At 53.7% G+C, this 19,012-nt stretch carries 16 protein-coding genes and 1 tRNA gene; 6 read left to right on the top strand and 11 right to left on the bottom strand.

The features are described 5' to 3' along the window. Positions 1 to 242: 242 nt before the first annotated feature. Complete coding sequence (locus SPI6313_RS15430) at positions 243 to 1,664, top strand: glycosyltransferase family 2 protein (RefSeq protein ID WP_072621805.1); 1,422 nt, start codon at positions 243 to 245, stop codon at positions 1,662 to 1,664. A 205-nt stretch (positions 1,665 to 1,869) separates the two neighbouring features. Here SPI6313_RS15430 and SPI6313_RS15425 read toward each other — a convergent pair whose 3' ends face one another. Both SPI6313_RS15425 and SPI6313_RS15420 read right to left on the bottom strand, forming a co-directional pair. Then, complete coding sequence (locus SPI6313_RS15425) at positions 1,870 to 2,505, bottom strand: peroxiredoxin (protein ID WP_072621804.1); 636 nt, start codon at positions 2,503 to 2,505, stop codon at positions 1,870 to 1,872. A gap of 151 nt (positions 2,506 to 2,656) precedes the next feature. Further along, positions 2,657 to 3,364 carry a bifunctional 4-hydroxy-2-oxoglutarate aldolase/2-dehydro-3-deoxy-phosphogluconate aldolase gene (locus tag SPI6313_RS15420; RefSeq protein WP_072621803.1) on the bottom strand — a complete coding sequence of 236 codons (708 nt, stop codon included), beginning with the start codon at positions 3,362 to 3,364 and terminating at the stop codon, positions 2,657 to 2,659. Positions 3,365 to 3,376: 12 nt separating this feature from the next. Here SPI6313_RS15420 and SPI6313_RS15415 point away from each other — a divergent pair, with 12 nt between their 5' ends. Further along, entirely contained in the window at positions 3,377 to 4,138 is a 762-nt protein-coding gene (locus SPI6313_RS15415; protein WP_217650628.1) for a TIGR04283 family arsenosugar biosynthesis glycosyltransferase, read from the top strand. 16 nt (positions 4,139 to 4,154) lie between these two features. Here the strand turns inward: SPI6313_RS15415 and SPI6313_RS15410 are convergent, their stop codons facing one another. Next, complete coding sequence (locus tag SPI6313_RS15410; protein ID WP_072621801.1) at positions 4,155 to 4,448, bottom strand: DUF2103 domain-containing protein; 294 nt, start codon at positions 4,446 to 4,448, stop codon at positions 4,155 to 4,157. Then, positions 4,448 to 4,768: an ATP-dependent Clp protease adapter ClpS gene (gene clpS / locus SPI6313_RS15405; protein WP_072621800.1), complete on the bottom strand. Its 321-nt coding sequence runs from the start codon at positions 4,766 to 4,768 to the stop codon at positions 4,448 to 4,450. Before clpS ends, SPI6313_RS15410 begins: the two co-directional genes overlap by 1 nt. 260 nt (positions 4,769 to 5,028) lie before the next feature. On the opposite strand from clpS, the gene SPI6313_RS15400 reads away from it, so the two are divergent. After that, a complete protein-coding gene (locus tag SPI6313_RS15400) occupies positions 5,029 to 8,457 on the top strand; it encodes an adenylate/guanylate cyclase domain-containing protein (protein WP_175551158.1) in 3,429 nt (1,142 codons plus the stop codon). Positions 8,458 to 8,511: 54 nt separating this feature from the next. Here the strand turns inward: SPI6313_RS15400 and SPI6313_RS15395 are convergent. Next, positions 8,512 to 8,584 (bottom strand) — tRNA-Thr (locus tag SPI6313_RS15395). A gap of 101 nt (positions 8,585 to 8,685) precedes the next feature. On the opposite strand from SPI6313_RS15395, the gene SPI6313_RS15390 reads away from it, so the two are divergent. Next, a complete protein-coding gene (locus SPI6313_RS15390; RefSeq protein WP_072621798.1) occupies positions 8,686 to 8,976 on the top strand; it encodes a DUF3493 domain-containing protein in 291 nt (96 codons plus the stop codon). A 36-nt stretch (positions 8,977 to 9,012) separates the two neighbouring features. Next, complete coding sequence (locus SPI6313_RS15385) at positions 9,013 to 9,843, top strand: FHA domain-containing protein (RefSeq protein WP_072621797.1); 831 nt, start codon at positions 9,013 to 9,015, stop codon at positions 9,841 to 9,843. Between the two features lie 31 nt (positions 9,844 to 9,874). On the opposite strand, the gene recA is transcribed toward SPI6313_RS15385, so the two are convergent. The 6 genes from recA to grpE all read right to left on the bottom strand — a co-directional run bounded on the left by recA (position 9,875) and on the right by grpE (position 16,567). Then, complete coding sequence (recA, locus tag SPI6313_RS15380) at positions 9,875 to 10,972, bottom strand: recombinase RecA (protein WP_072621796.1); 1,098 nt, start codon at positions 10,970 to 10,972, stop codon at positions 9,875 to 9,877. Positions 10,973 to 11,070: 98 nt separating this feature from the next. Beyond that, a complete protein-coding gene (gene rsgA / locus SPI6313_RS15375) occupies positions 11,071 to 12,144 on the bottom strand; it encodes a small ribosomal subunit biogenesis GTPase RsgA (RefSeq protein WP_072621795.1) in 1,074 nt (357 codons plus the stop codon). Beyond that, entirely contained in the window at positions 12,128 to 12,391 is a 264-nt protein-coding gene (locus SPI6313_RS15370; protein ID WP_072621794.1) for a sulfurtransferase TusA family protein, read from the bottom strand. Before SPI6313_RS15370 ends, rsgA begins: the two co-directional genes overlap by 17 nt. Positions 12,392 to 12,403: 12 nt before the next feature. Beyond that, positions 12,404 to 13,546: a molecular chaperone DnaJ gene (gene dnaJ / locus SPI6313_RS15365; RefSeq protein WP_072621793.1), complete on the bottom strand. Its 1,143-nt coding sequence runs from the start codon at positions 13,544 to 13,546 to the stop codon at positions 12,404 to 12,406. A gap of 75 nt (positions 13,547 to 13,621) precedes the next feature. After that, positions 13,622 to 15,634 carry a molecular chaperone DnaK gene (gene dnaK / locus SPI6313_RS15360; RefSeq protein ID WP_072621792.1) on the bottom strand — a complete coding sequence of 671 codons (2,013 nt, stop codon included), beginning with the start codon at positions 15,632 to 15,634 and terminating at the stop codon, positions 13,622 to 13,624. A gap of 174 nt (positions 15,635 to 15,808) precedes the next feature. Then, positions 15,809 to 16,567 (bottom strand): nucleotide exchange factor GrpE, encoded by a 759-nt coding sequence (gene grpE, locus SPI6313_RS15355; protein ID WP_072621791.1) that lies wholly within the window; start codon positions 16,565 to 16,567, stop codon positions 15,809 to 15,811. A 391-nt stretch (positions 16,568 to 16,958) separates the two neighbouring features. Here grpE and SPI6313_RS15350 point away from each other — a divergent pair, with 391 nt between their 5' ends. Continuing rightward, entirely contained in the window at positions 16,959 to 18,944 is a 1,986-nt protein-coding gene (locus SPI6313_RS15350; RefSeq protein ID WP_072621790.1) for a GspE/PulE family protein, read from the top strand. Positions 18,945 to 19,012 lie beyond the last annotated feature (68 nt).

The following is a 19,012-nucleotide window of genomic DNA, read 5'->3' as shown; positions in this document are numbered from 1 at the left end:
TTTAAAAATTCATGGTAGAGAGGGTGCGATCGCGCCCTCTCCCGTCGGTGATTGTTCAGGACTCCACGCGCCACACTTGCCCTCAATTTCGCCTTAGAGTAATCGAGACTAAACGCCACCTATCGTAAGATTTCGCTAGAAATTGTAACAACCCTCGCTACAATAAGACATTAAAACCGGCTACCCGCCTTGATGTTTGAATCAATCAACCTGCCGGATCATGCCTTTTATTGCGTTAAACAATGGCAGAACACCCTTGGCAAACCCCTGATTCCAATGACGATTCCGATCCCCTCGCGGCAATCTTGCCCGATTGGTCAGACCCCGACAGCGATGAAGAAGACTTTCGCAGCGATTTTTTCCGGGGTAATGCTGGCCGACGCAAGAAAGCCGCCGTCACCCTGATGATGATCTGGGGTAGTGTGATCGCACTTCATTTGGTGTCTTGGGGCATTTGGCTCGTGGTGGCACTCACGGGCATTATCGGGGTGAATATTCTCCGCCTCACCTTGGCAAAACCCCAAGCCCAGCCCCAACCTTTAACCGATGACCACCTCGCCACTGCGTCGTCGGTGGCGTTGGTGGTGGCGGCCAAAAATGAAGAAGCAGTGGTAGAACGTCTGGTGCGTCAACTGTGTGCCGTGGACTATCCCCAAACCCACTACGATGTTTGGATCATCGACGATGCCAGCACCGATCGCACCCCGGAAATTCTCGATCGCCTCGCCCAGGAAATTCCTCAACTCCAGGTGGTGCATCGTCCCCCCAATGCGGGCGGCGGTAAGTCCGGTGCGTTAAACCAAATCATCCCCCAAATTGATCGCGATGTGATTGCGGTGTTTGATGCCGATGCGCTGGTGGGGCGGGATTTGTTGCGCCATGTGATGCCAATGTTCGCCGATGAGCAAATGGGGGCGGTGCAGGTGCGCAAAGCGATCGCCAATGCTTCAGAAAATTTCTGGACGAAGGGCCAAGACTTAGAAATGTGCCTGGATAGCTATTTTCAACAGCAGCGAATTGCGATCGGCGGCATTGGCGAACTGCGGGGTAATGGTCAATTTGTGCGCCGTTCTGCCCTAGTGCGCTGTGGCAATTGGAACGAAGAAACAATCACCGATGATCTCGACCTGACGATTCGCCTCCACCTCGATCGCTGGAATATCGGGTTTTGTCTCAGTCCCGCGATCGCAGAAGAAGGCGTGACCCAAGCAAAAGCCCTCTGGCATCAACGCAGTCGCTGGGCCGAAGGGGGTTACCAACGCTATCTCGACTATTGGCGGTTGATTATTCAAAACCGGATGGGGGCCTTGAAAACCTGGGATCTCCTCTGTTTTGTGGTCTTGCAATATCTCCTCCCCACCGCTGCGATTCCGGACTTGTTGATGGTGATTTTGCGCCACCAGGCTCCGGTGTTGAGTCCCCTTTCGGCTCTGGTCTTTACCTTTATCGGCATTGGTTGGATGACCGGGTTAACTCGGATTCAAGGGCGGCCGGCGATCGCTAATCTTGGTTTATTAATCACCCAATTAATCCGAGGTTATACCTACATGTTCCATTGGCTCGTAGTGATGCCCGCCACCACCGCCCGCATGGCTGTGCGCCGCAAACGCTTGAAGTGGGTGAAAACCGTCCACGGTGGTAGCAGTCTATCGGTGCAGTCCTAGCCTAGATTATTCATCAAGCAGGCCTATTCTGCCTTCTGAGTTGTAGTGCGGGCATCTTGCCCGCTACGGCCTAGAGATGAGTGTTTCAGAGCTTTGATATAGCGTCATGAAGAATTTAGGCTAGAAAGCTGCGCCAAAATCCAAAAAAGCAAGGGCTGAAAATCCCTTGCTTTTTTCGGATCAATTCAGGGTGTGAGGCCGTGAATTATTTGTTGGGCTGAGGGGTCATCCGCAGATAGGGCTTCACTTCTGTTACTCCTTTCGGGAATTTTTGCTTCGCTTCTTCGGTGGGGATGGTGGGTACAACCACACAATCATCGCCATCTGTCCAGTTCACCGGGGTTGCAACTTGATAGTTGTCGGTGAGTTGGAGCGCATCGATAACGCGGATGATTTCATCAAAATTGCGTCCGGTGGCCGGGGGATAGGTGATCGTCAGGCGGAGTTTTTTCTGAGGATCAATCACAAAGACAGAGCGCACGGTTAAAGAGGCGTTGGCATTGGGGTGAATCATGCCGTAGAGGGTGGACACTTTTTTGTCCACGTCGGCCAAGATGGGATAGTTAACGGTGGTGTTCTGCGTTTCGTTGATGTCGCAGATCCAGCCTTTGTGGGATTCGGCATCATCGACACTGAGGGCGATGACTTTAACGTTGCGGGCTTCAAAGTCTGCTTTGCGACGCGAGACTTCACCGAGTTCGGTGGTGCAAACGGGGGTGTAGTCGGCGGGGTGTGAGAAGAGAACTACCCAACTGTCGCCAGCCCAGGAATGAAAGGAAATTTCTCCTTCTGAGGAGTCCTGAGTAAAATCGGGTACGGTATCACCAAGTTGTAAGGTCATTAGAGCATCATCTCCTGAACAGCTTCAATCACAAATCTGTGATTTTGCTATCTTGCCATAAATCCCCAGTATTCCGATCGGTTTTTAGTGATTTATCACAATCGGCAACAATGCTTAACGGAATGATTCCAGGGTACGGCAGCGCGATCGCTTAGAGACTGGGGTTTTCAGGGTTTTGGTGCTGCCATTGTGTGAGGAGCGATCGCAGCTTTTGGGCCCGTTGCGTAATGGCGGGCCAATCCTGGGCATTGAGGGCCACTTTGGGAAATAAATCCCCCGCGAGACCGACAGCGATCGCACCTGCCGCGAGAAAATCCGTCAGATTCGCCAAGGTCACGCCCCCGGTGGGAATCAGCAACGGCTCACAAACGGGGGTGCGAATGGCGCGGAAATAGTCCACACCGCCCACGGCTTGGACGGGAAACACCTTGACGCAGGCCGCCCCCCATTGCCAGGCTTGGAGAATTTCCGTCGGGGTGAGCGCACCGGGAATGATCGGTAGGTCGAGGGTCTGGGCGTGATCGATCAAGGTGCGATCGCTGTGGGGGGAGAAAACGAATTCGGCCCCGGCCTGGTGGGCGGTGTGGAGGTGTTCCGGGGTGAGAATCGTGCCTGTGCCGATGCAACAGTGGGGAAACGCTGCGCGGAGGTGGGTGATTAACTCAGCGGCGCGATCGCTCTGCCAGGTAATTTCCACCATGCCCACCCCCCCGGCGATCACCGCTTCGGCCATGGCGATGCCGATGTGATAGTCCGGGGCGCGAATCACCGCGATCGCTCGTTCAGCCCGGAGGCGATCGCGCCACCGCACCACCGCCGCTGACGGCTCAATCCCCACCGAGTCAAAATCAATACCCATTGTCTAAAATTCGTGAAATGTACAGCAGGTGGATCAGCGGGATCGCCCCCCTCGGACGAATCCGGCGTGAACGCCTGCGATCAGCCGCAACAGGCCATGATCTCTATTATTATTCCTGTTTTTAACGAAGCCACGACCCTACCGCTCACCGTGCCGCCCCTGGTGGCGATGCCCAATCTAGAGGTAATTGTGGTGGATGGGGGCAGTGGCGATCGCACCGTCGCCCTCGCCCAATCCTACGGTGCAACGGTATTCACCGCCCCCCAACCCGGCCGCGCCCACCAACTGAACTACGGAGCCAGCCAAGCCAGCGGGGACATTCTCCTGTTTCTCCATGCCGATACCCAATTGCCGCCCGACTTTCCCCATTGGGTCGAGATGACCTTAGCCAAACCGGGGGTGATCGTCGGGGCGTTTCAATTACAGATTGCGGACGAGCGGCCCGCCTTGCGCTGGGTGGAGCGGTTGGTGCAGTGGCGATCGCACTATTTCGCCCTCCCCTACGGCGATCAAGGCCTGTTTATCACCAAAGCCCGTTTTGAACAATGGGGAGGATTTCCCGATCTGCCGATTATGGAAGACTTTGTGTGGGTGCGTCAGATGGGGAAACGGGGCAAAATTGCGATCGCCCCCGCCGCCGTCCACACCTCCGCCCGCCGCTGGCAACGCCTCGGCGTGGTCAAAACCACCGGCATCAACCAACTGATGATCCTCGGCTACGCCTGCGGCATCAATCCCCAGCGTCTCGCCCGCTGGTACCGGTCTTGGCGTTAAACCCCGCCCCTGCTGCCTAACGTCGTAAGCAGGTTTGAATTGACGCTTCGAGGGCAGACTGTTCGAGGGTGGTGAGAATAAAGACTTCTTGCACCGTTTTGCCGTAGCGGGCGATCGCCTTAAACCCACCCCGAATCGGCACCGAAATTCGTAACTTCAACTGCGGTGAATGGCCCCGCACCCGCCCAATCACCCCCGGCGTTACCGTTTGAATCCCCTCATGGGTAATCAATCGCTCCAACACCGGAATCAACCCCGGCACATGGGTCGAATGATTCCACACCAAGCGGCCTTTATCGGGTTTCACCATTACGCCGCCTCAAGAGGAGCCATCGTCAGCCCCGCCCGGCTCAATTGCTGATGGTACAGTTCCGCCGGTTCCTGAGGGCCAACCCACACGATCGCCTGCCCCTCAAAATGCACCTGCTCCGTCAACTGCCACGCCTGCTCGCTCGTCATCCCCGGAATATATTTCAAAAGACAACTGGCCACATGTTCAAACGTGTTGAAGTCATCATTGAGGACAATCACTTTGAAATTCGGGTACGGTTTCCGAACAACTTGCCGATCTTGAACGGGTGCTTGTAGAGGCCCCGTGGTCATAGTGGCACTCGCCGTGGTGATACTCATGGGCTTACTCTGAAAAATCAACCAAAAATTAACGTAAGAATTGTCAGATTCTGATATATGGCCTCTATTCTAATGGGAATTGGTTAAAATCACGACAGAATGGCAAGTCGGGCCTGGAGAACTGAAGAACGGAAACCTGAGAGATCATGAATTCTTGTAGATTTACGGACTAGGTTCCCAAAGCCCTGTAAACATAGAGATAGTGTCACCAGGTTTTAACGTCAATGCTGCGGATGCTATTGCGAGTTGGCTCTTATCCCTTGAAGCATCTTCCCCTGCGAGTTGTTCTGGTTTTACCCTTTGTCCTACAGCTTTTCGCGGCAGTGGGAATTGTCGGGTATCTTTCGTTTCGGAATGGTCAGAAAGCCGTGGCTGATCTAGCCAATCAAGTCATTGATGAACTCAGTAATCGCATTGAGCAAGAGGTGATCACCGCGCTAAGTGTTCCCCATCAGATCAATCAAACCAATGCCCAATCGATTCGCTTAGGCTTGCTTGATCTCAACGAAACTCGTGATCTGGAATACCAATTTTGGCAACAACTGCAAACCTTTGACGATATCACGGCCGTTTTTGTGGGCAATCCTGAGGGGGGCATTGTCCTCGCCGGCCGGAGTGAGCAGGGGTTTCCCTTTTTACGCCTCACGGAAAACTTTAAGCAGGGGAACTATTATCGTTACAACACCGACAGCCGCGCCAATCGTCAAGAATTACTCGAAACAAAAACCTACGATGCGAGTCAGCGTCCCTGGTTTTTAAAAGCCAGCGAGACCCGCCAAGCTGCTTGGAGCGATATTTATCTCTTTGTGTCCACCCAAACCCCTGGCATTACCGCTAGCCAACCGATTTACGATGAGGTGGGAAATTTAAAAGGGGTGCTGGGGGTTGATCTGTCGTTGGATCAACTGAGTCAGTTTTTGCGGGGCTTGGACATGAGCGAGCAAAGCGAAGTGTTCATTGTCGATCGGGCGGGTAAACTGATCGCCTCCTCTACAGAGGAATCACCGTTTATCCCCAACACGGAGGAGCAGCGTCCTGCGACGACGAGTGAAATTTCCCAGATTCGTGGGGCGGCGACTTCGTTGACGGCGGAGTTTGGCAATTGGCGCAATATCGATCGCCCCCAACAATTGCGCTTTGAGATTGCCGATACACCCCACTTTGTGAATGTGTTGCCCCTGCGGGATGAGCATGGCTTGGATTGGTTGGTGGTGATGGTGGTGCCAGAGCAGGACTTTATGGCGCAAATTCAGCAGAGTAACCAGATGACGGTGATCTTGTGTCTGGTGGCCCTCGCGATCGCTACAGGAGTGGGAATTCTAACCGCCCGTTGGGTCACGTCTCCCATTCTGCGCCTGAGTCAATCAGCACGGCAGTTAGCCGAAGGGGAATGGACGCAGCCCACCCCCATTGAGCGCAATGACGAGCTGGGGGAGTTAGCGATCACCTTCAACATGATGGCCAAGCAACTCCAAAGCTCCTTCAGTGTTCTAGAACGCAGCAACCGCGATCTCGAAGAACGAGTCGCCGAACGTACCGCCACCCTCGCCACCAAAGAAGCCGAACTGCGCGGCCTCTTTGAAGCCATGACCGAACTTGTCCTCGTTTTTGACTACAACGGACGCTATAAACGCATTCCGTCGGGCAACTTCCGCTTGCTCATCCACACCAAAGACAAACTCTTGGGGCGCACTCTCCATGACTTTTTTCCCAAACAACAAGCTGACTATTTTCTCAACCAAATTCGGATGGTTTTAGAAACGGGTAATCCCGTCAGCTTTGAATATCAAATTGATTTACCCCAAGGAACAATTTGGTGCTTAGGTAATATTTCGCGCATTTCTCTAGATACCGTGGTGTGGGTCGCTCGTGACATCACAGACTACAAAAAATCTGAAGCCTCCCTCCGCCAAAGCGAATTTCAAAATCGCGCTATTCTGACTGCAATTCCTGATTTGATGTTTCGTGTTAATCAGGATGGAATTTATCTTGGTTTTATGCAAAGTTACGGTGTCAAAAATCTCCTGCCCAGCGATTTTGATCCCGTTGGTGAACATATCACCACGTTTTTATTGCCGGAGGTGGCCGAGCGGCATTTGTACCACATTCAGCAAGCATTAGAAAGTGGTCAAGTTCAGATTTATGAACAACAGATCTTGATGGATGGGCAACGGCAAGATGAAGAGGTGCGAGTGGTTCCCTATGGGGATGATGAAGTATTGTTTATGATCCGCAATATCACGGCACAAAAAGCAGCACTCCGAGAACGGGAACAAGCAGAAATCGCACTCCGAGAAAGTGAAGATAAGAATCGGGCTATTTTGGCTGCGATTCCGGATCTCATGATTCGATTTAATAGCGACGGGGTGTACTTAGATTATTTAGTGGCTCCGGATTTCATGCCTCAACTGCGCACCAATGTGGAGCGCATTGGGAAGCATGTCTCTGAAGTGTTACCGCTGGAGGTGACTCAAGCATTTTTGAGGGCAATTAATTCAGCCCTTGTGACGAAGCAGATGCAGGTTGATGAGGTGTCGTTTACTGTCGATCAGAAGGTGTTTCAACAAGAAATCCGCACGGTGGTGAGTGGGGAAAATGAGGTGCTGATGATCATTCGGGATATTACAGAGCGGAAGGCGGCTAAAGCGGCGTTGGAAAAGTCTTTGGCTCTGCAAAAAGCGGTGCTTGAATCGATTACTGATGCGGTGATTGCGGTGGATTATTCCGATAATATTGTTGCCTATAATCAAAATTTCTTGGAGATGTGGAATATTGCGCCGGAGGTGTTGATGAGTCCGAATCAGAGCGATCGCTTAATGCCTCTAGCGCGGCAGGTCGTTGATCCGGGGGCATTTATTCAACGTATCCAAGACCTCCACAATCATCCGGCGGCGGAGTCTTTTGAACTTTTAGAATTTAGGGATGGCCGTGTTTTGGAGCGGTTTAGTCGGCCGCAAAAAGTGGGGGATGAGATTGTGGGGCGGGTCTGGGGCTTTCGAGATATCACAGAACGCAAGCGAGCCGAGCAACGCCTCCGGATTGAGCGGGAACGGGCGGAAAAACTCCTGCTTAATATTTTGCCAGTGGCGATCGCAGAACAACTGAAACAGCAACCGGGTTCCCTGGCGGAACAGTTTGAAAATGTGACGATTCTTTTTGCGGATATCGTCGGGTTTACGCCCCTATCGGCCCAGATGAAGCCGATTGAATTGGTGGAGTTTCTAAATTATATTTTTTCGACCTTTGACCAATTAACGGAGCAATTTGGCCTCGAAAAAATCAAGACGATTGGGGATGCCTATATGGTGGTGGGGGGCTTGCCTCAACCTCGGACGGATCATGCGGAGGCGATCGCCAATATGGCCCTTGCCATGCAAAAGGTGATCGAAACAATCACCGCCACGAGTGGAAAGCCTTTCCAAATTCGGATCGGGATTAACAGCGGTTCTGTGGTGGCGGGGGTGATTGGGATTAAGAAATTCATCTATGATCTGTGGGGCGATGCGGTGAATGTGGCCTCACGGATGGAGTCTTTGGGCGAACCGGGTAAAATTCAAGTGACTCAGGCGGTCTATGAACACCTCCAAGATCAATTTACCTTTGATTTTCGGGGCGCGTTGCAAGTCAAGGGGAAAGGGGAAATGTCCACCTACTGGCTTGTGGGTCAGCGGGATATGAATATGACCTAACCCTAAACGCCCGCTGCCTCTGGGGGTGATTCCAGTGACGACGGGTGAAAAGAAAGCCGATGGACGGATTTGAACCGACGACCTTTCGATTACGAATCGAGTGCTCTACCAACTGAGCTACATCGGCAAGGCGTTTTTAAGTATAGCAGGAATTTAGGCATTGCAAATAACGATTAGAATTTAAGGACGGATGCCCCAAAATACCCCCAGTTTGTTCAAGTGATACCTATGCCTAAGCCGCGATCGCTCAGTCCTGAAAAATATGCCCAGTTGCAAGCCGAAGCCAAAGCACCCTATCGAGGGTTACGGCGATTTATCTATGTTGGGTTTGGTGCCTCTGGTTTGATTGGGGCGTTTATTTTTGTGACGCAACTAGCCGCTGGGGTGGCCAAACCGGCGGCAATCCCTAACCTAGCCCTGCAATGTGGCCTTGTGGCGCTAATGGTGTGGCTGTGGCGCTACGAGAATAAAGTGGAGCAAAAACAAACCCGCTCTTCGTCGCAATCGCCCCGTTCGTAATGCTGTCCCTGTCTAGATTCCATCCCGAATGATGTTATGGAACTCGAAAATCGCCTCAACCTGTATCACGTTTTTCAAAACCTCTATGATCATCATCCTGATCTCCTCAATGAGTTACTGCACCTCGAAAACTATTCCCTCAACTCTGGGAGTCTTGCCCCCCGCACTCCCTATTTGATGGGGTTGATTGACACGGAGGAGGTTTATTTGCTCACCAATGTGCTCAATACCACGACCCAAAAACTGGAGCAGCCACAGTGGGTCTGGACTCTGGGTCGGGCTGAGACGAATGCCATTTGCGTACTGGATGATCATCTCTCGCGGCACCATGCGGCGATTCAATATATTGCAACCCAAGGATTCTTTTTGCATGACCTGGAAAGCACCAACGGAACTTACCTGAACCATGAGCGGGTACAGGTTCCCCTCCGTTTAAAAGAAGGGGATCTGATTCGGATTGGGACGACTGTCTTTTCGTTTTTTCTCTGTGATCAGGCGATTACAGCAGCACCGATTCAGCCAGAGTTGGCCGGGGCACTGACGAAAACCTTGCCGCTGTCCTATTCTCCGCCGCTGGTGGCACGGGATGAGGTGCGATCGCCTCCCTCCGATGGACAGTCTCGATCCCAAAGCAAATCCACTGATTTTTTTCTGAATCAACTGGCGGAATCGTTAAACCATGTGGCTCAACCGATGCAGGGTATCTCTGCCTCGGAGACGTTCAATCCCCAGCAGCGATCCAAAATTCTAGATCGCTTTTTTGAATCCCAAACTGTGGGACGGGTTCACGATCATGAAGTCCCAGCGGAGGATCTCGATGGGGACGCTCTGGGCTATGGGGGCGATCGCAACCCGAAGGAGGGATAAGCCGAGGCTGCGATCGCCCCGATTACGGGGTTTATTCTTCTTCCCCTGGGGCGGAACTGGCTTGATCGCTGCTGCCTTTCGCCCGCTTGCTGGTACTGCCCTTCATGGAGTTGACGGCCACTTCCACCCCGGTTTGCAATGCCGCCCGCACTTGGGATTCTACCTCTTGGGCGATCGCTTCATTTTCTTCGAGATACTTCACCGCATTATCCCGACCCTGGGCAATATTTTCGCCCTTGTAGCTATACCATGCCCCTTTCCGGACAACCACACTAGTTTGTTCCGCCAAATCCATCACACAGCCCGTGCGCGAAATCCCAGAACCAAAAATAATATCAAACTCCGCAATCCGAAACGGCGGTGCGACCTTATTTTTTGCCACCTTCACCTTGGCGCGAATCCCGTATTCCCCCTCTGATCCTTTTTTCAGGGTTTGAATCCGCCGAATATCCAAGCGCACCGACGCATAGAACTTGAGGGCATTCCCCCCGGTGGTCACCTCCGGCGACCCGTAGCTAATCCCGATTTTTTGCCGCAATTGGTTAAGAAAAATCACCGTTGATTCCGATTTACCAATATTCCCGGCAATTTTCCGCAGGGCTTTACTCATCAACCGAGCCTGAAGCCCCACTTGGGTATCGCCCATTTCCCCTTCAATCTCAGCGCGGGGCACGAGGGCCGCCACGGAATCAATCACGACAATATCCACCGCCGCCGATCGCACCAACTGATCAACAATTTCAAGGGCGGATTCGCCGTTATCGGGCTGGGCAACGAGGAGATTTTCAATATCCACCCCCAGGGCAGAGGCATAGGCCGGGTCAAGGGCATGTTCTGCATCAACAAAAGCAGCAACGCCCCCTTTTTTTTGCACTTCGGCGAGGGCGTGGAGGGCAAGGGTGGTTTTCCCTGAGCTTTCGGGGCCGTAAATTTCAATGATGCGACCCTTGGGTAAACCGCCACCGAGGGCGATGTCGAGGGTTAAAGCACCGGTGGGGATCGTTTCGACCCGCATCCGCGTTGCATCTCCCAAGCGCATGATTGCGCCTTTCCCAAAGTTACGTTCGATTTGATTGAGGACTAGGGTTAAGGCTTTGTCTTTATCGGAATTTTTAGTAATGGCGGCCATCGATACCTCAGGATATGTCTTGACAATAGGAATAGTTGGGGTTGAGTTCTAGTGTAGTCTTTAGTACAAGAGTATGCAAACCAGGCAGACGAGCGGACTTAGGTGGGTGGCAAATCCTCCCGATTCAGTTCAGTTTCCCAATCTTTTAAGGTTTGGTGGCGGTGGCGGCGAGAGGTGCGGCGATATTTCTTGCTTTCGAGACGGGGTTCATAGGTGCGTTGACCGTCGGTTTTGATTTTGACTTTGACGCGGGCTTCGCTGTCGGGTTGTTGGTGGCGGACGGTTTCGGCGGCGATCGCTTCTTCGAGAAATTTTAAATAATGCTCGTACCGTTCCCACTCGCCTCGGACACCGCAGTGCGGTTCGTTGTGGTGGATGCAGTTGTTAAAGTGGCAGGGGTTGGCGGCCAGGCGATCGCGGATTTCGGGAAAATAGCCCGCCAATTGCTGCGCCGCACAGACCAAATCGGGTTTGTTAAAACCGGGACTATCGGCCAACAGGCCCCCGGTGGTGAGTTCAAACAGTTCCACATGGCGCGTTGTGTGGCGACCCCGTTGCAGTTTGCCCGACACCTCCGCCACGCGCACCTCCACATCGGGGATTAGGGTGCGAATCAGGCTCGATTTTCCCACCCCCGATGGCCCCGCAAAGAGGGTAACCCGGTCCGCCAGTTGGGTGGCCAGTTGGTCGAGCCCGATTTGATGCTCCACACTGAGCACGAGGGGATCATAGCCCCAGGCTTGTAGACGAGCTTGCCAATGCTGCTGCTCGGTGGTGGGAACCAAATCGCATTTGTTGAGACAAATTTGGGTCGCGATGCCGGTGGCTTCGGCTTGGATCAGGAAGCGGCTCAGTTGCCAGGGGTCGAGACTGGGTTGGGCGATCGCAAACACCAAAAGAATCTGATCCGCATTGGCAATCGGAGGGCGATCGAGGCAAGTGCGACGGGGCAAGATCTCACAAATCACCCCCTGGGCATCGGTGAAGTCGGGGTCTTCGATCTGGACGCGATCGCCCACCATCACCCGCTGTCCTAATTTTTTGAGGCGCGATCGGCGCGTACAAAGGAGGGTGGCTGGGGTCGCCCCCTCTAGCCGCACCTGATAAAAATTGGCCTGCTTCGCAACGACCATCCCCGCCCAACGCGGCGACGGGTCAGTGGTCATCCGCATCCACCGCCCGTAACACCCGAACTGCGAAAAAACCGTCACGCTCTTCGACGGTTTCGAGGGTATAGCCTGACATCACTAAACTGTCGGGAACCTGTTCAATCGGTTCCCCCGGATCGAGCCACACTTCCAGGACTTCCCCCGCCGCCATCTGTTCGAGACGGAGTTTCGTGCGCACGAAATTCAGTGGGCAGGGCGTGCCACGCAGATCTAAAGACGCGGCGAGGGGTTGGTTAGGGTTCGGAGTCATGCGATCGCCCCCCTAACCCCGGAACATCTTGCCGAGGAACCCTTCAAGTCCCCCCTCCTTTTCCGTCGCATCGCCGCGCAGCTTCGCCAACTGCATCAACAATTCACGCTCTTCGACAGAAACCTTCGTGGGAATCGCAATCTTGATCGTAATCAAATGATCACCACGACTCACCGGATTGCCCAACTGGGGCACGCCGCGATCGTCCAGCTTCAGCACCGTATTCGGCTGCGTCCCCGCCGGAATCGTCAATTCCACATCCCCATCGACAGTTTGTACCGGAATCCGACAGCCGAGAATCGCCTGCAAATAACTCACCTGCAACTCCGACAGGATATTAATCCCATCGCGCTTAAATTCAGCATCTTCCTCAACAAACAGATACACATAAAGGTCGCCCGGCGTACCGCCCCGCACCCCAGCATCCCCTTCACGAGCCACCCGCAGACGTGTACCATTGTCCACCCCTTGGGGAATCGTAATTTTAAGTTTCTTCGTCTCCTGTTTCCGGCCCGCGCCGCCGCAGCTTTCGCACTTTTCTTCAATCACATGACCCTCACCGTTACAGGTTGGGCAGACCGATACCTGCGCAAAACTACCGAAGGGTGTGCGTGTGGCGCGGCGCACCTGCCCCGTCCCATTACAGGTTCCGCAGGTTTTCACCCCCGTGCCAGGCTTCGCACCCGTGCCATTACAGGCTTTGCAGCTTTCTTGGTGGGGAATCCGAATCTCTTTCTCACCCCCAAAAATCGCTTCTCGGAATTGCAGTTTGAGATCGAGGCGCAGATCATCACCCCGTACCGGCCCACTACGACGACGGGCTTGGGTTCCCCCTGCCGCACTGCCACCGCCGCCGAAACCACTAAAAATTGTCTCAAAGATATCGGCAAACCCCCCCATATCGCCAAAATCGGAGTAGCCCCCCGCCCCGCCGGATGAGACCCCAGCTTCTCCGAAGCGATCGTAGCGAGCCCGGATTTCTGGATCGGACAGCACTTCATGGGCGCGGTTGACTTCTTTAAACTTATCTTCGGCTCCGGGTTCCTTATTCACATCCGGATGATATTTTCGAGCTAGCCGACGATAGGCTCGCTTGATCTCATCTTGATTTGCATCACGGGAAATCCCAAGAGTCTGATAGTAATCGCCTGCCATAGGGTACGGATCCGTCGGGTGAATGAGTAAAAAACGCTACATAAAACTTTAACAAATTAGCGGCCCCACTGCCCCCTAATCCACGGGTTCATAATCTGCCGCTAAGGTGGCATCATCATCATCAAACTCGAAGCGAAATTCATCGTCGTCGCTGGCTTCCATCTCTTCTTCTGCGATGATTTGCGTGGGCTGTTCGCTAGGCTCGGCGGGGTCTATGGTTGTGGGGGCTTCGGCGGGTACATCATCAACGGTTTCAAATTCAGCACTCACACCTTGATTAGCCCGGTTATATAGATCCGTCCCCACGGCTAACACCGCTTGTTTAAACTCCTCAAGGCGCGTTTTCACCACTTCAACGGTGGAGCTTGGATCTTTAAACGCTAGGGCGAGGGCTTCCCGCTTGGCCTCCGCTTGCTGTTTGAGGTCGTCGCGAATCAGGTCGCTGTTGTCTTTGAGGGTTGTTTCGTGGGTGTAGGTGATGCTGTCGGCCTGGTTCTGGAGTTCGACGAGTTCCATCCGCCGTCTGTCTTGCTCGGCATATTGCTCGGCTTCGCTGCGCATGCGTTCCACTTCGGCAGAACTGAGGCCACCGGTGTTGGTGATCCGCACGCTTTGCTCTTTGCCGGTGGCTTTATCTTGGGCGGAGACGCGCAAGATGCCGTTCACGTCGATTTCAAAGGTGACTTCGATTTGGGGCACGCCACGGGGGGCGGGCAAAATTCCGGTGAGCAGAAATTTACCCAGGCTTTTGTTGTCCCGTGCCATGGCCCGTTCCCCTTGGAGAACGTGGATTTCGACGGAGGTTTGGCCGTCAATGGCGGTGGAGAAGACTTGGGATTTGCTGGTGGGGATCGTGGTGTTGCGCTCGATGATTTTGGTGAAGACTTCGCCAAGGGTTTCAATCCCCAAGGAAAGCGGGGTGACATCGAGGAGGAGGAGGTCTTCGACTTCACCGCCGAGGACACCGCCTTGGATAGCCGCACCGAGGGCAACGGCTTCATCGGGGTTGACGGAGCGATCGGGTTCTTTGCCGCCAAAGTATTGTTTGATGGCGTTGCCGACGGCGGGAATCCGGGTGGAGCCGCCGACCATCAGGATGCGATCGATGTGGTTGGTGGTGAGGTCGCAGTCTTTGAGGGCTTGTTTGACGGGCAGGATCGTGCCTTTGATCAGTTCGTTGGCCAGTTCTTCGAATTTGGAGCGGGAGAGGTCACATTCGAGGTGTTTGGGGCCGGTTTCGTCGGCGGTGATGAAGGGGAGGTTAATGGAGGTGTTGCCGACGGTGGATAGCTCGATTTTGGCTTTTTCGGCGGCTTCCCGGAGGCGCTGGAGGGCCATTTTGTCGCCCCGGAGGTTGATGCCTTCGCTGACTTGAAATTCATCGGCCATCCATTGCACGATGACGTTGTCGAAGTCATCGCCGCCGAGGTGGTTGTTGCCGGAGGTGGCTTTGACTTCAAAGACACCGTCGCCGAGTTGGAGGACGGACACATCAAACGTACCGCCGCCGAGGTCAAAGACGAGGATATGTTGGTCTTGGTCTTGTTTGTCGAGGCCGTAGGCGAGGGCGGCGGCGGTGGGTTCGTTGATGATCCGCATCACGTCGAGGCCGGCGATGGTGCCTGAGTCTTTGGTGGCTTGGCGCTGGGCATCGGTGAAGTAGGCGGGGACGGTGATCACGGCTTGGGTGACGGTTTCACCGAGGAATTGTTCGGCATCGGCTTTGAGCTTTTGCAGAATCATGGCGGAAATTTCTTGGGGGGTGTAGCTTTTGCCCCGAATTTCCACGTCTACGGTGCTGTCGCGGCCTTGAACACAGATGTAGGGAACGCGCGATCGCTCCTCCGACGTGTCATCCCAACGCCGACCGATAAACCGCTTAATACTGTAAATCGTATTTTCGGCGTTGGTTACAGCTTGCCGCTTGGCTAACTGCCCCACTAAGCGCTCGCCGGACTTGTCAAAGCCGACCATGCTGGGAGTGGTTCGCCCTCCCTCTGTGCTCTGGATGACGATGGGCTTACCGCCTTCGAGTACCGCCACACAACTATTCGTTGTGCCGAGGTCAATACCAATAACTTTTCCCATGACACTTGGGCAGTAGAAGTGTGCAAGATGCTAAATCAAGAAGTCAGTCCGCAACAATGGCTTGATTCTTTATGTTGATTTTAATGGGAATCCGCTTCTGTGCAAGTGTTTTTTGCACGGAGAGGATTCTAGACAGTGGAATGAGTGGCGTGGAACCACTCGATGGGCGGTGACTTATTCGGTTTCTGCGTCGCTGTCGTTGGCGATCGCCTCTTCCTCGACCCTTTCAGGTTCCGGGGGAGCCGCAACCTTGACCATAGCATGGCGCAAGACCCGGTCATGGAGGAGATAGCCCCGCACCAGTTGCTCCATCACCGCCCCTTCGGCATATTCATTCGTCGGCTGTCGCATCATCGCTTCGTGGAAATTCGGGTCAAACTCTTGCCCTTCAGGCCGCATCGGTGCCACACCGAGCCGCTTCAAGATATCCACGAGATTTTTGTAGACACTCTGGTAGCTCTTATGGATCGTGGCTTCCCCTTCGGTGACGGCTTTGATGTGCGATCGCGCCCGCTCAAAATTATCCACCACCGGCAACAACTCCGCCAGGGTCGTCCGCTTCGCCATATACTCCAGATCCTCTTTTTCCTTCTGGGTGCGCTTCCGGAAATTATCAAAATCCGCAGCAATTCTCAACGCCTGCGTCTTATGGGATTCCAATTGTTGAGCCTGTTGGGCAAGCTGACGGCGTAACGATTCGAGTTCAAACTGCATCGCTTCCACAGCCTGCACTTGATCACTCGACAACGTTGGCTCCGTTGCCACAGCATCATCGCTCGGTTCTGTGGCCACCGACTCTAACTCATCAGCCACAGCATCAGCCCCCTCCGGAGGCGTTGATAACTCGTCTATGGCATGATCCGCTGCAACCGTTGGATCAGCACCATCAGGGGTGTCTAGCGTCACATCAGGCTGGTTGGGGTCGTTTGTCATAGGAGGTCTCGTAAACTTAAACAAAAATCAACTTCAAGAGGCAGTCCGCCACGTTTAAACAGCATTGAACGCCGGCAGCAAAGCCACAACGCGGCAAGGTTTGCAGATCTCACTGAACCATCATACCGTTTGGCCTCTGTGCTATTCTACCGACCCCCAAGATTTTCTTGGAATTTCCCCGCGCCACAGAACCATCCTGGCCTGGAAAATACGCCAATTTCGCATTGACAAAACCACAGCATCAATGCTGAATTGACACGCAAAGAATTTACCGATCAGGGAATATCTACGGTTTAATGGAAAACAAGATAGGTGAGTTATCCTTGCGTCAACATCCAAACCTTACTCACCTCGCCCCTCGACATTCTTCATCCAGTAGCGGAACTCGGCTATGACCCAATCCTCATCGAGAATCTCCCGGCGCTCTCGGGCCCTCACTGTTCGTAATGATTTTTCTCCCTTCGGAAATAAATTAATTCAAGCGGGCTACATCGAAAGCGAACAGATGAAACAGGCGCTCACGGAAACCCGTCGTTCCGGGCGACCCCTCACAGACGTGCTTGAAACGATTACCGGTCGCCAACTCACCCCAGAGTTACAACGCCAGTACAAGAAGCAGCAACTGTTTGAGCTTAAGATTCTGTACGGCGTAGATTCGATCGATCCGGAAGTGAATGCGATCGAAAATAACCAGATGGCCGAATTGATCGAAACCCTGGTGCCGGATGATATCTGTCGTCGTCACAAACTCGTCCCCCTCCGCAAAAGTGAGGGTGATCCCCCCTCCGTCCTCGTGGCGATGGTCAACCCCGATGATCTCGAAGCCCAAGATGATCTCAAGCGGGTGCTGCGAGGGATTACGCTTCAGCGGATGGTGATTACCGAACAAGACTATCAACGTCTCATTGATCAGTACCTCGATGAGCAAGTCAAACGCGAAAAAGAACAAGAAGCCGCCAAAGCTGCCGACGTGTCCGACATTGTGGGCGACCTTGATGCCCTTGGAGAAGCCCCCGATGAGCTAGAAGAGGATCTCAGCCAAGATGATATTAATGGCGCTCCCATCGTCAACTTGGTGAAAAAGATTTTGATTAAAGCCCTCCAAGATGGGGTGTCTGATATTCACGTTGAACCCCAAGAAGAAACCCTGCGAGTCCGGTTCCGTAAAGATGGGGTGTTGCAACAATCGTTCCCGCCCTTTCCGAAAAAGGTGGCGGGGGCCGTGGCCGCTCGTTTCAAAATTATGGCGGAGTTGGATATTGCCGAAAAACGGATGCCCCAGGATGGCAAAATCCGCCAGGTGTACCAAGGTCGCAAAATTGACTTCCGGGTCAGTACCCTGCCGAGTCGGTACGGAGAAAAGGTGGTGCTGCGGATTTTGGATAACTCTTCGACGCAGTTGGGGTTAGACAAGTTAATTAGTGATGAGGAGACTCTAGAGTTGGTGCGGGAGATGGCCCGTCGCCCCTTTGGCTTGATTTTGGTAACGGGGCCGACGGGGTCGGGGAAATCCACCAGTTTGTATTCGGTGCTCGCCGAACGGAATGATCCGGGGATTAATATCAGTACGGCGGAAGACCCGATTGAGTATTCCTTGCCGGGGATTACGCAGGTGCAGGTGATCCGTGAAAAGGGGATGGATTTTGCGTCAATTTTGCGATCGTTCCTGCGGCAAGATCCTGACGTGATCCTGGTGGGGGAAACGCGGGATAAGGAAACGGCGAAAACGGCGATTGAGGCGGCGCTAACGGGTCACTTGGTCTTAACAACGCTGCACACGAACGACGCGGCAGGGGCGATCGCTCGCCTTGATGAAATGGGCGTTGAACCGTTCATGGTGTCCGGGGCGCTCCTGGGTGTGCTGGCCCAACGGCTGATGCGGCGCGTCTGTAGTGAATGCCGCGTGCCCTACGAACCCAGCCGCGAAGAATTGGCCCGCTATGGAATGACCGCCGCTGCCGATGGCGAAATCACCATTTACAAAGCCAATACAATCGCGATCGAAGACCGCAAAGCCAACAAATGTTGCGAAAAATGCGGCGGCATTGGCTATAAAGGCCGGGTCGGGGTCTATGAAGTGCTCAAGATGACCGAAAATCTCCAAGCCCTGATCAACGCCGGAGCCTCCACCGATCGCATCAAAGAAGTCGCCGTAGAAGAAGGGATGAAAACCCTGCTAGCCTACAGCCTCAACCTGGTCAGAGAAGGCCACACCACCCTCGAAGAAGTCGAACGAGTCACCTTCACCGATGCCGGGTTAGAAGCCGAACTCAAGGCCAAGCGCAAGAGTGGTCTAACCTGTGCAACCTGCGCGGCTGAACTACAGCCCGAATGGGTCGATTGTCCCTACTGCATGACCCCGCGTTTTTCGGACTAAGGGATACAAAAATCCTCCCACCTGGGCACACTCCGTTGTGAGGAGTACCCCACACTCTTAATCTAATG

The organism is Spirulina major PCC 6313 (assembly GCF_001890765.1).
Lineage (GTDB): Bacteria > Cyanobacteriota > Cyanobacteriia > Cyanobacteriales > Spirulinaceae > Spirulina > Spirulina major.
This window is presented reverse-complemented; position numbering and strand designations above follow the sequence as displayed.

Excerpts from the sequence above, each read along its gene's own strand:
- SPI6313_RS15420 (WP_072621803.1), bottom strand. The coding sequence starts at position 3,364 with ATGGGTATTGATTTTGACTCGGTGGGGATTGAGCCGTCAGCGGCGGTG.
- dnaK (WP_072621792.1), bottom strand. The coding sequence starts at position 15,634 with ATGGGAAAAGTTATTGGTATTGACCTCGGCACAACGAATAGTTGTGTG.
- SPI6313_RS15425 (WP_072621804.1), bottom strand. The coding sequence starts at position 2,505 with ATGACCTTACAACTTGGTGATACCGTACCCGATTTTACTCAGGACTCC.
- SPI6313_RS15370 (WP_072621794.1), bottom strand. The coding sequence starts at position 12,391 with ATGACTCCGAACCCTAACCAACCCCTCGCCGCGTCTTTAGATCTGCGT.
- SPI6313_RS15410 (WP_072621801.1), bottom strand. The coding sequence starts at position 4,448 with ATGGTGAAACCCGATAAAGGCCGCTTGGTGTGGAATCATTCGACCCAT.
- grpE (WP_072621791.1), bottom strand. The coding sequence starts at position 16,567 with ATGACAAACGACCCCAACCAGCCTGATGTGACGCTAGACACCCCTGAT.
- rsgA (WP_072621795.1), bottom strand. The coding sequence starts at position 12,144 with ATGCGGATGACCACTGACCCGTCGCCGCGTTGGGCGGGGATGGTCGTT.
- SPI6313_RS15350 (WP_072621790.1), top strand. The coding sequence starts at position 16,959 with ATGACCCAATCCTCATCGAGAATCTCCCGGCGCTCTCGGGCCCTCACT.
- SPI6313_RS15430 (WP_072621805.1), top strand. The coding sequence starts at position 243 with ATGGCAGAACACCCTTGGCAAACCCCTGATTCCAATGACGATTCCGAT.
- recA (WP_072621796.1), bottom strand. The coding sequence starts at position 10,972 with ATGGCCGCCATTACTAAAAATTCCGATAAAGACAAAGCCTTAACCCTA.
- SPI6313_RS15385 (WP_072621797.1), top strand. The coding sequence starts at position 9,013 with ATGGAACTCGAAAATCGCCTCAACCTGTATCACGTTTTTCAAAACCTC.
- clpS (WP_072621800.1), bottom strand. The coding sequence starts at position 4,768 with ATGAGTATCACCACGGCGAGTGCCACTATGACCACGGGGCCTCTACAA.
- SPI6313_RS15390 (WP_072621798.1), top strand. The coding sequence starts at position 8,686 with ATGCCTAAGCCGCGATCGCTCAGTCCTGAAAAATATGCCCAGTTGCAA.
- dnaJ (WP_072621793.1), bottom strand. The coding sequence starts at position 13,546 with ATGGCAGGCGATTACTATCAGACTCTTGGGATTTCCCGTGATGCAAAT.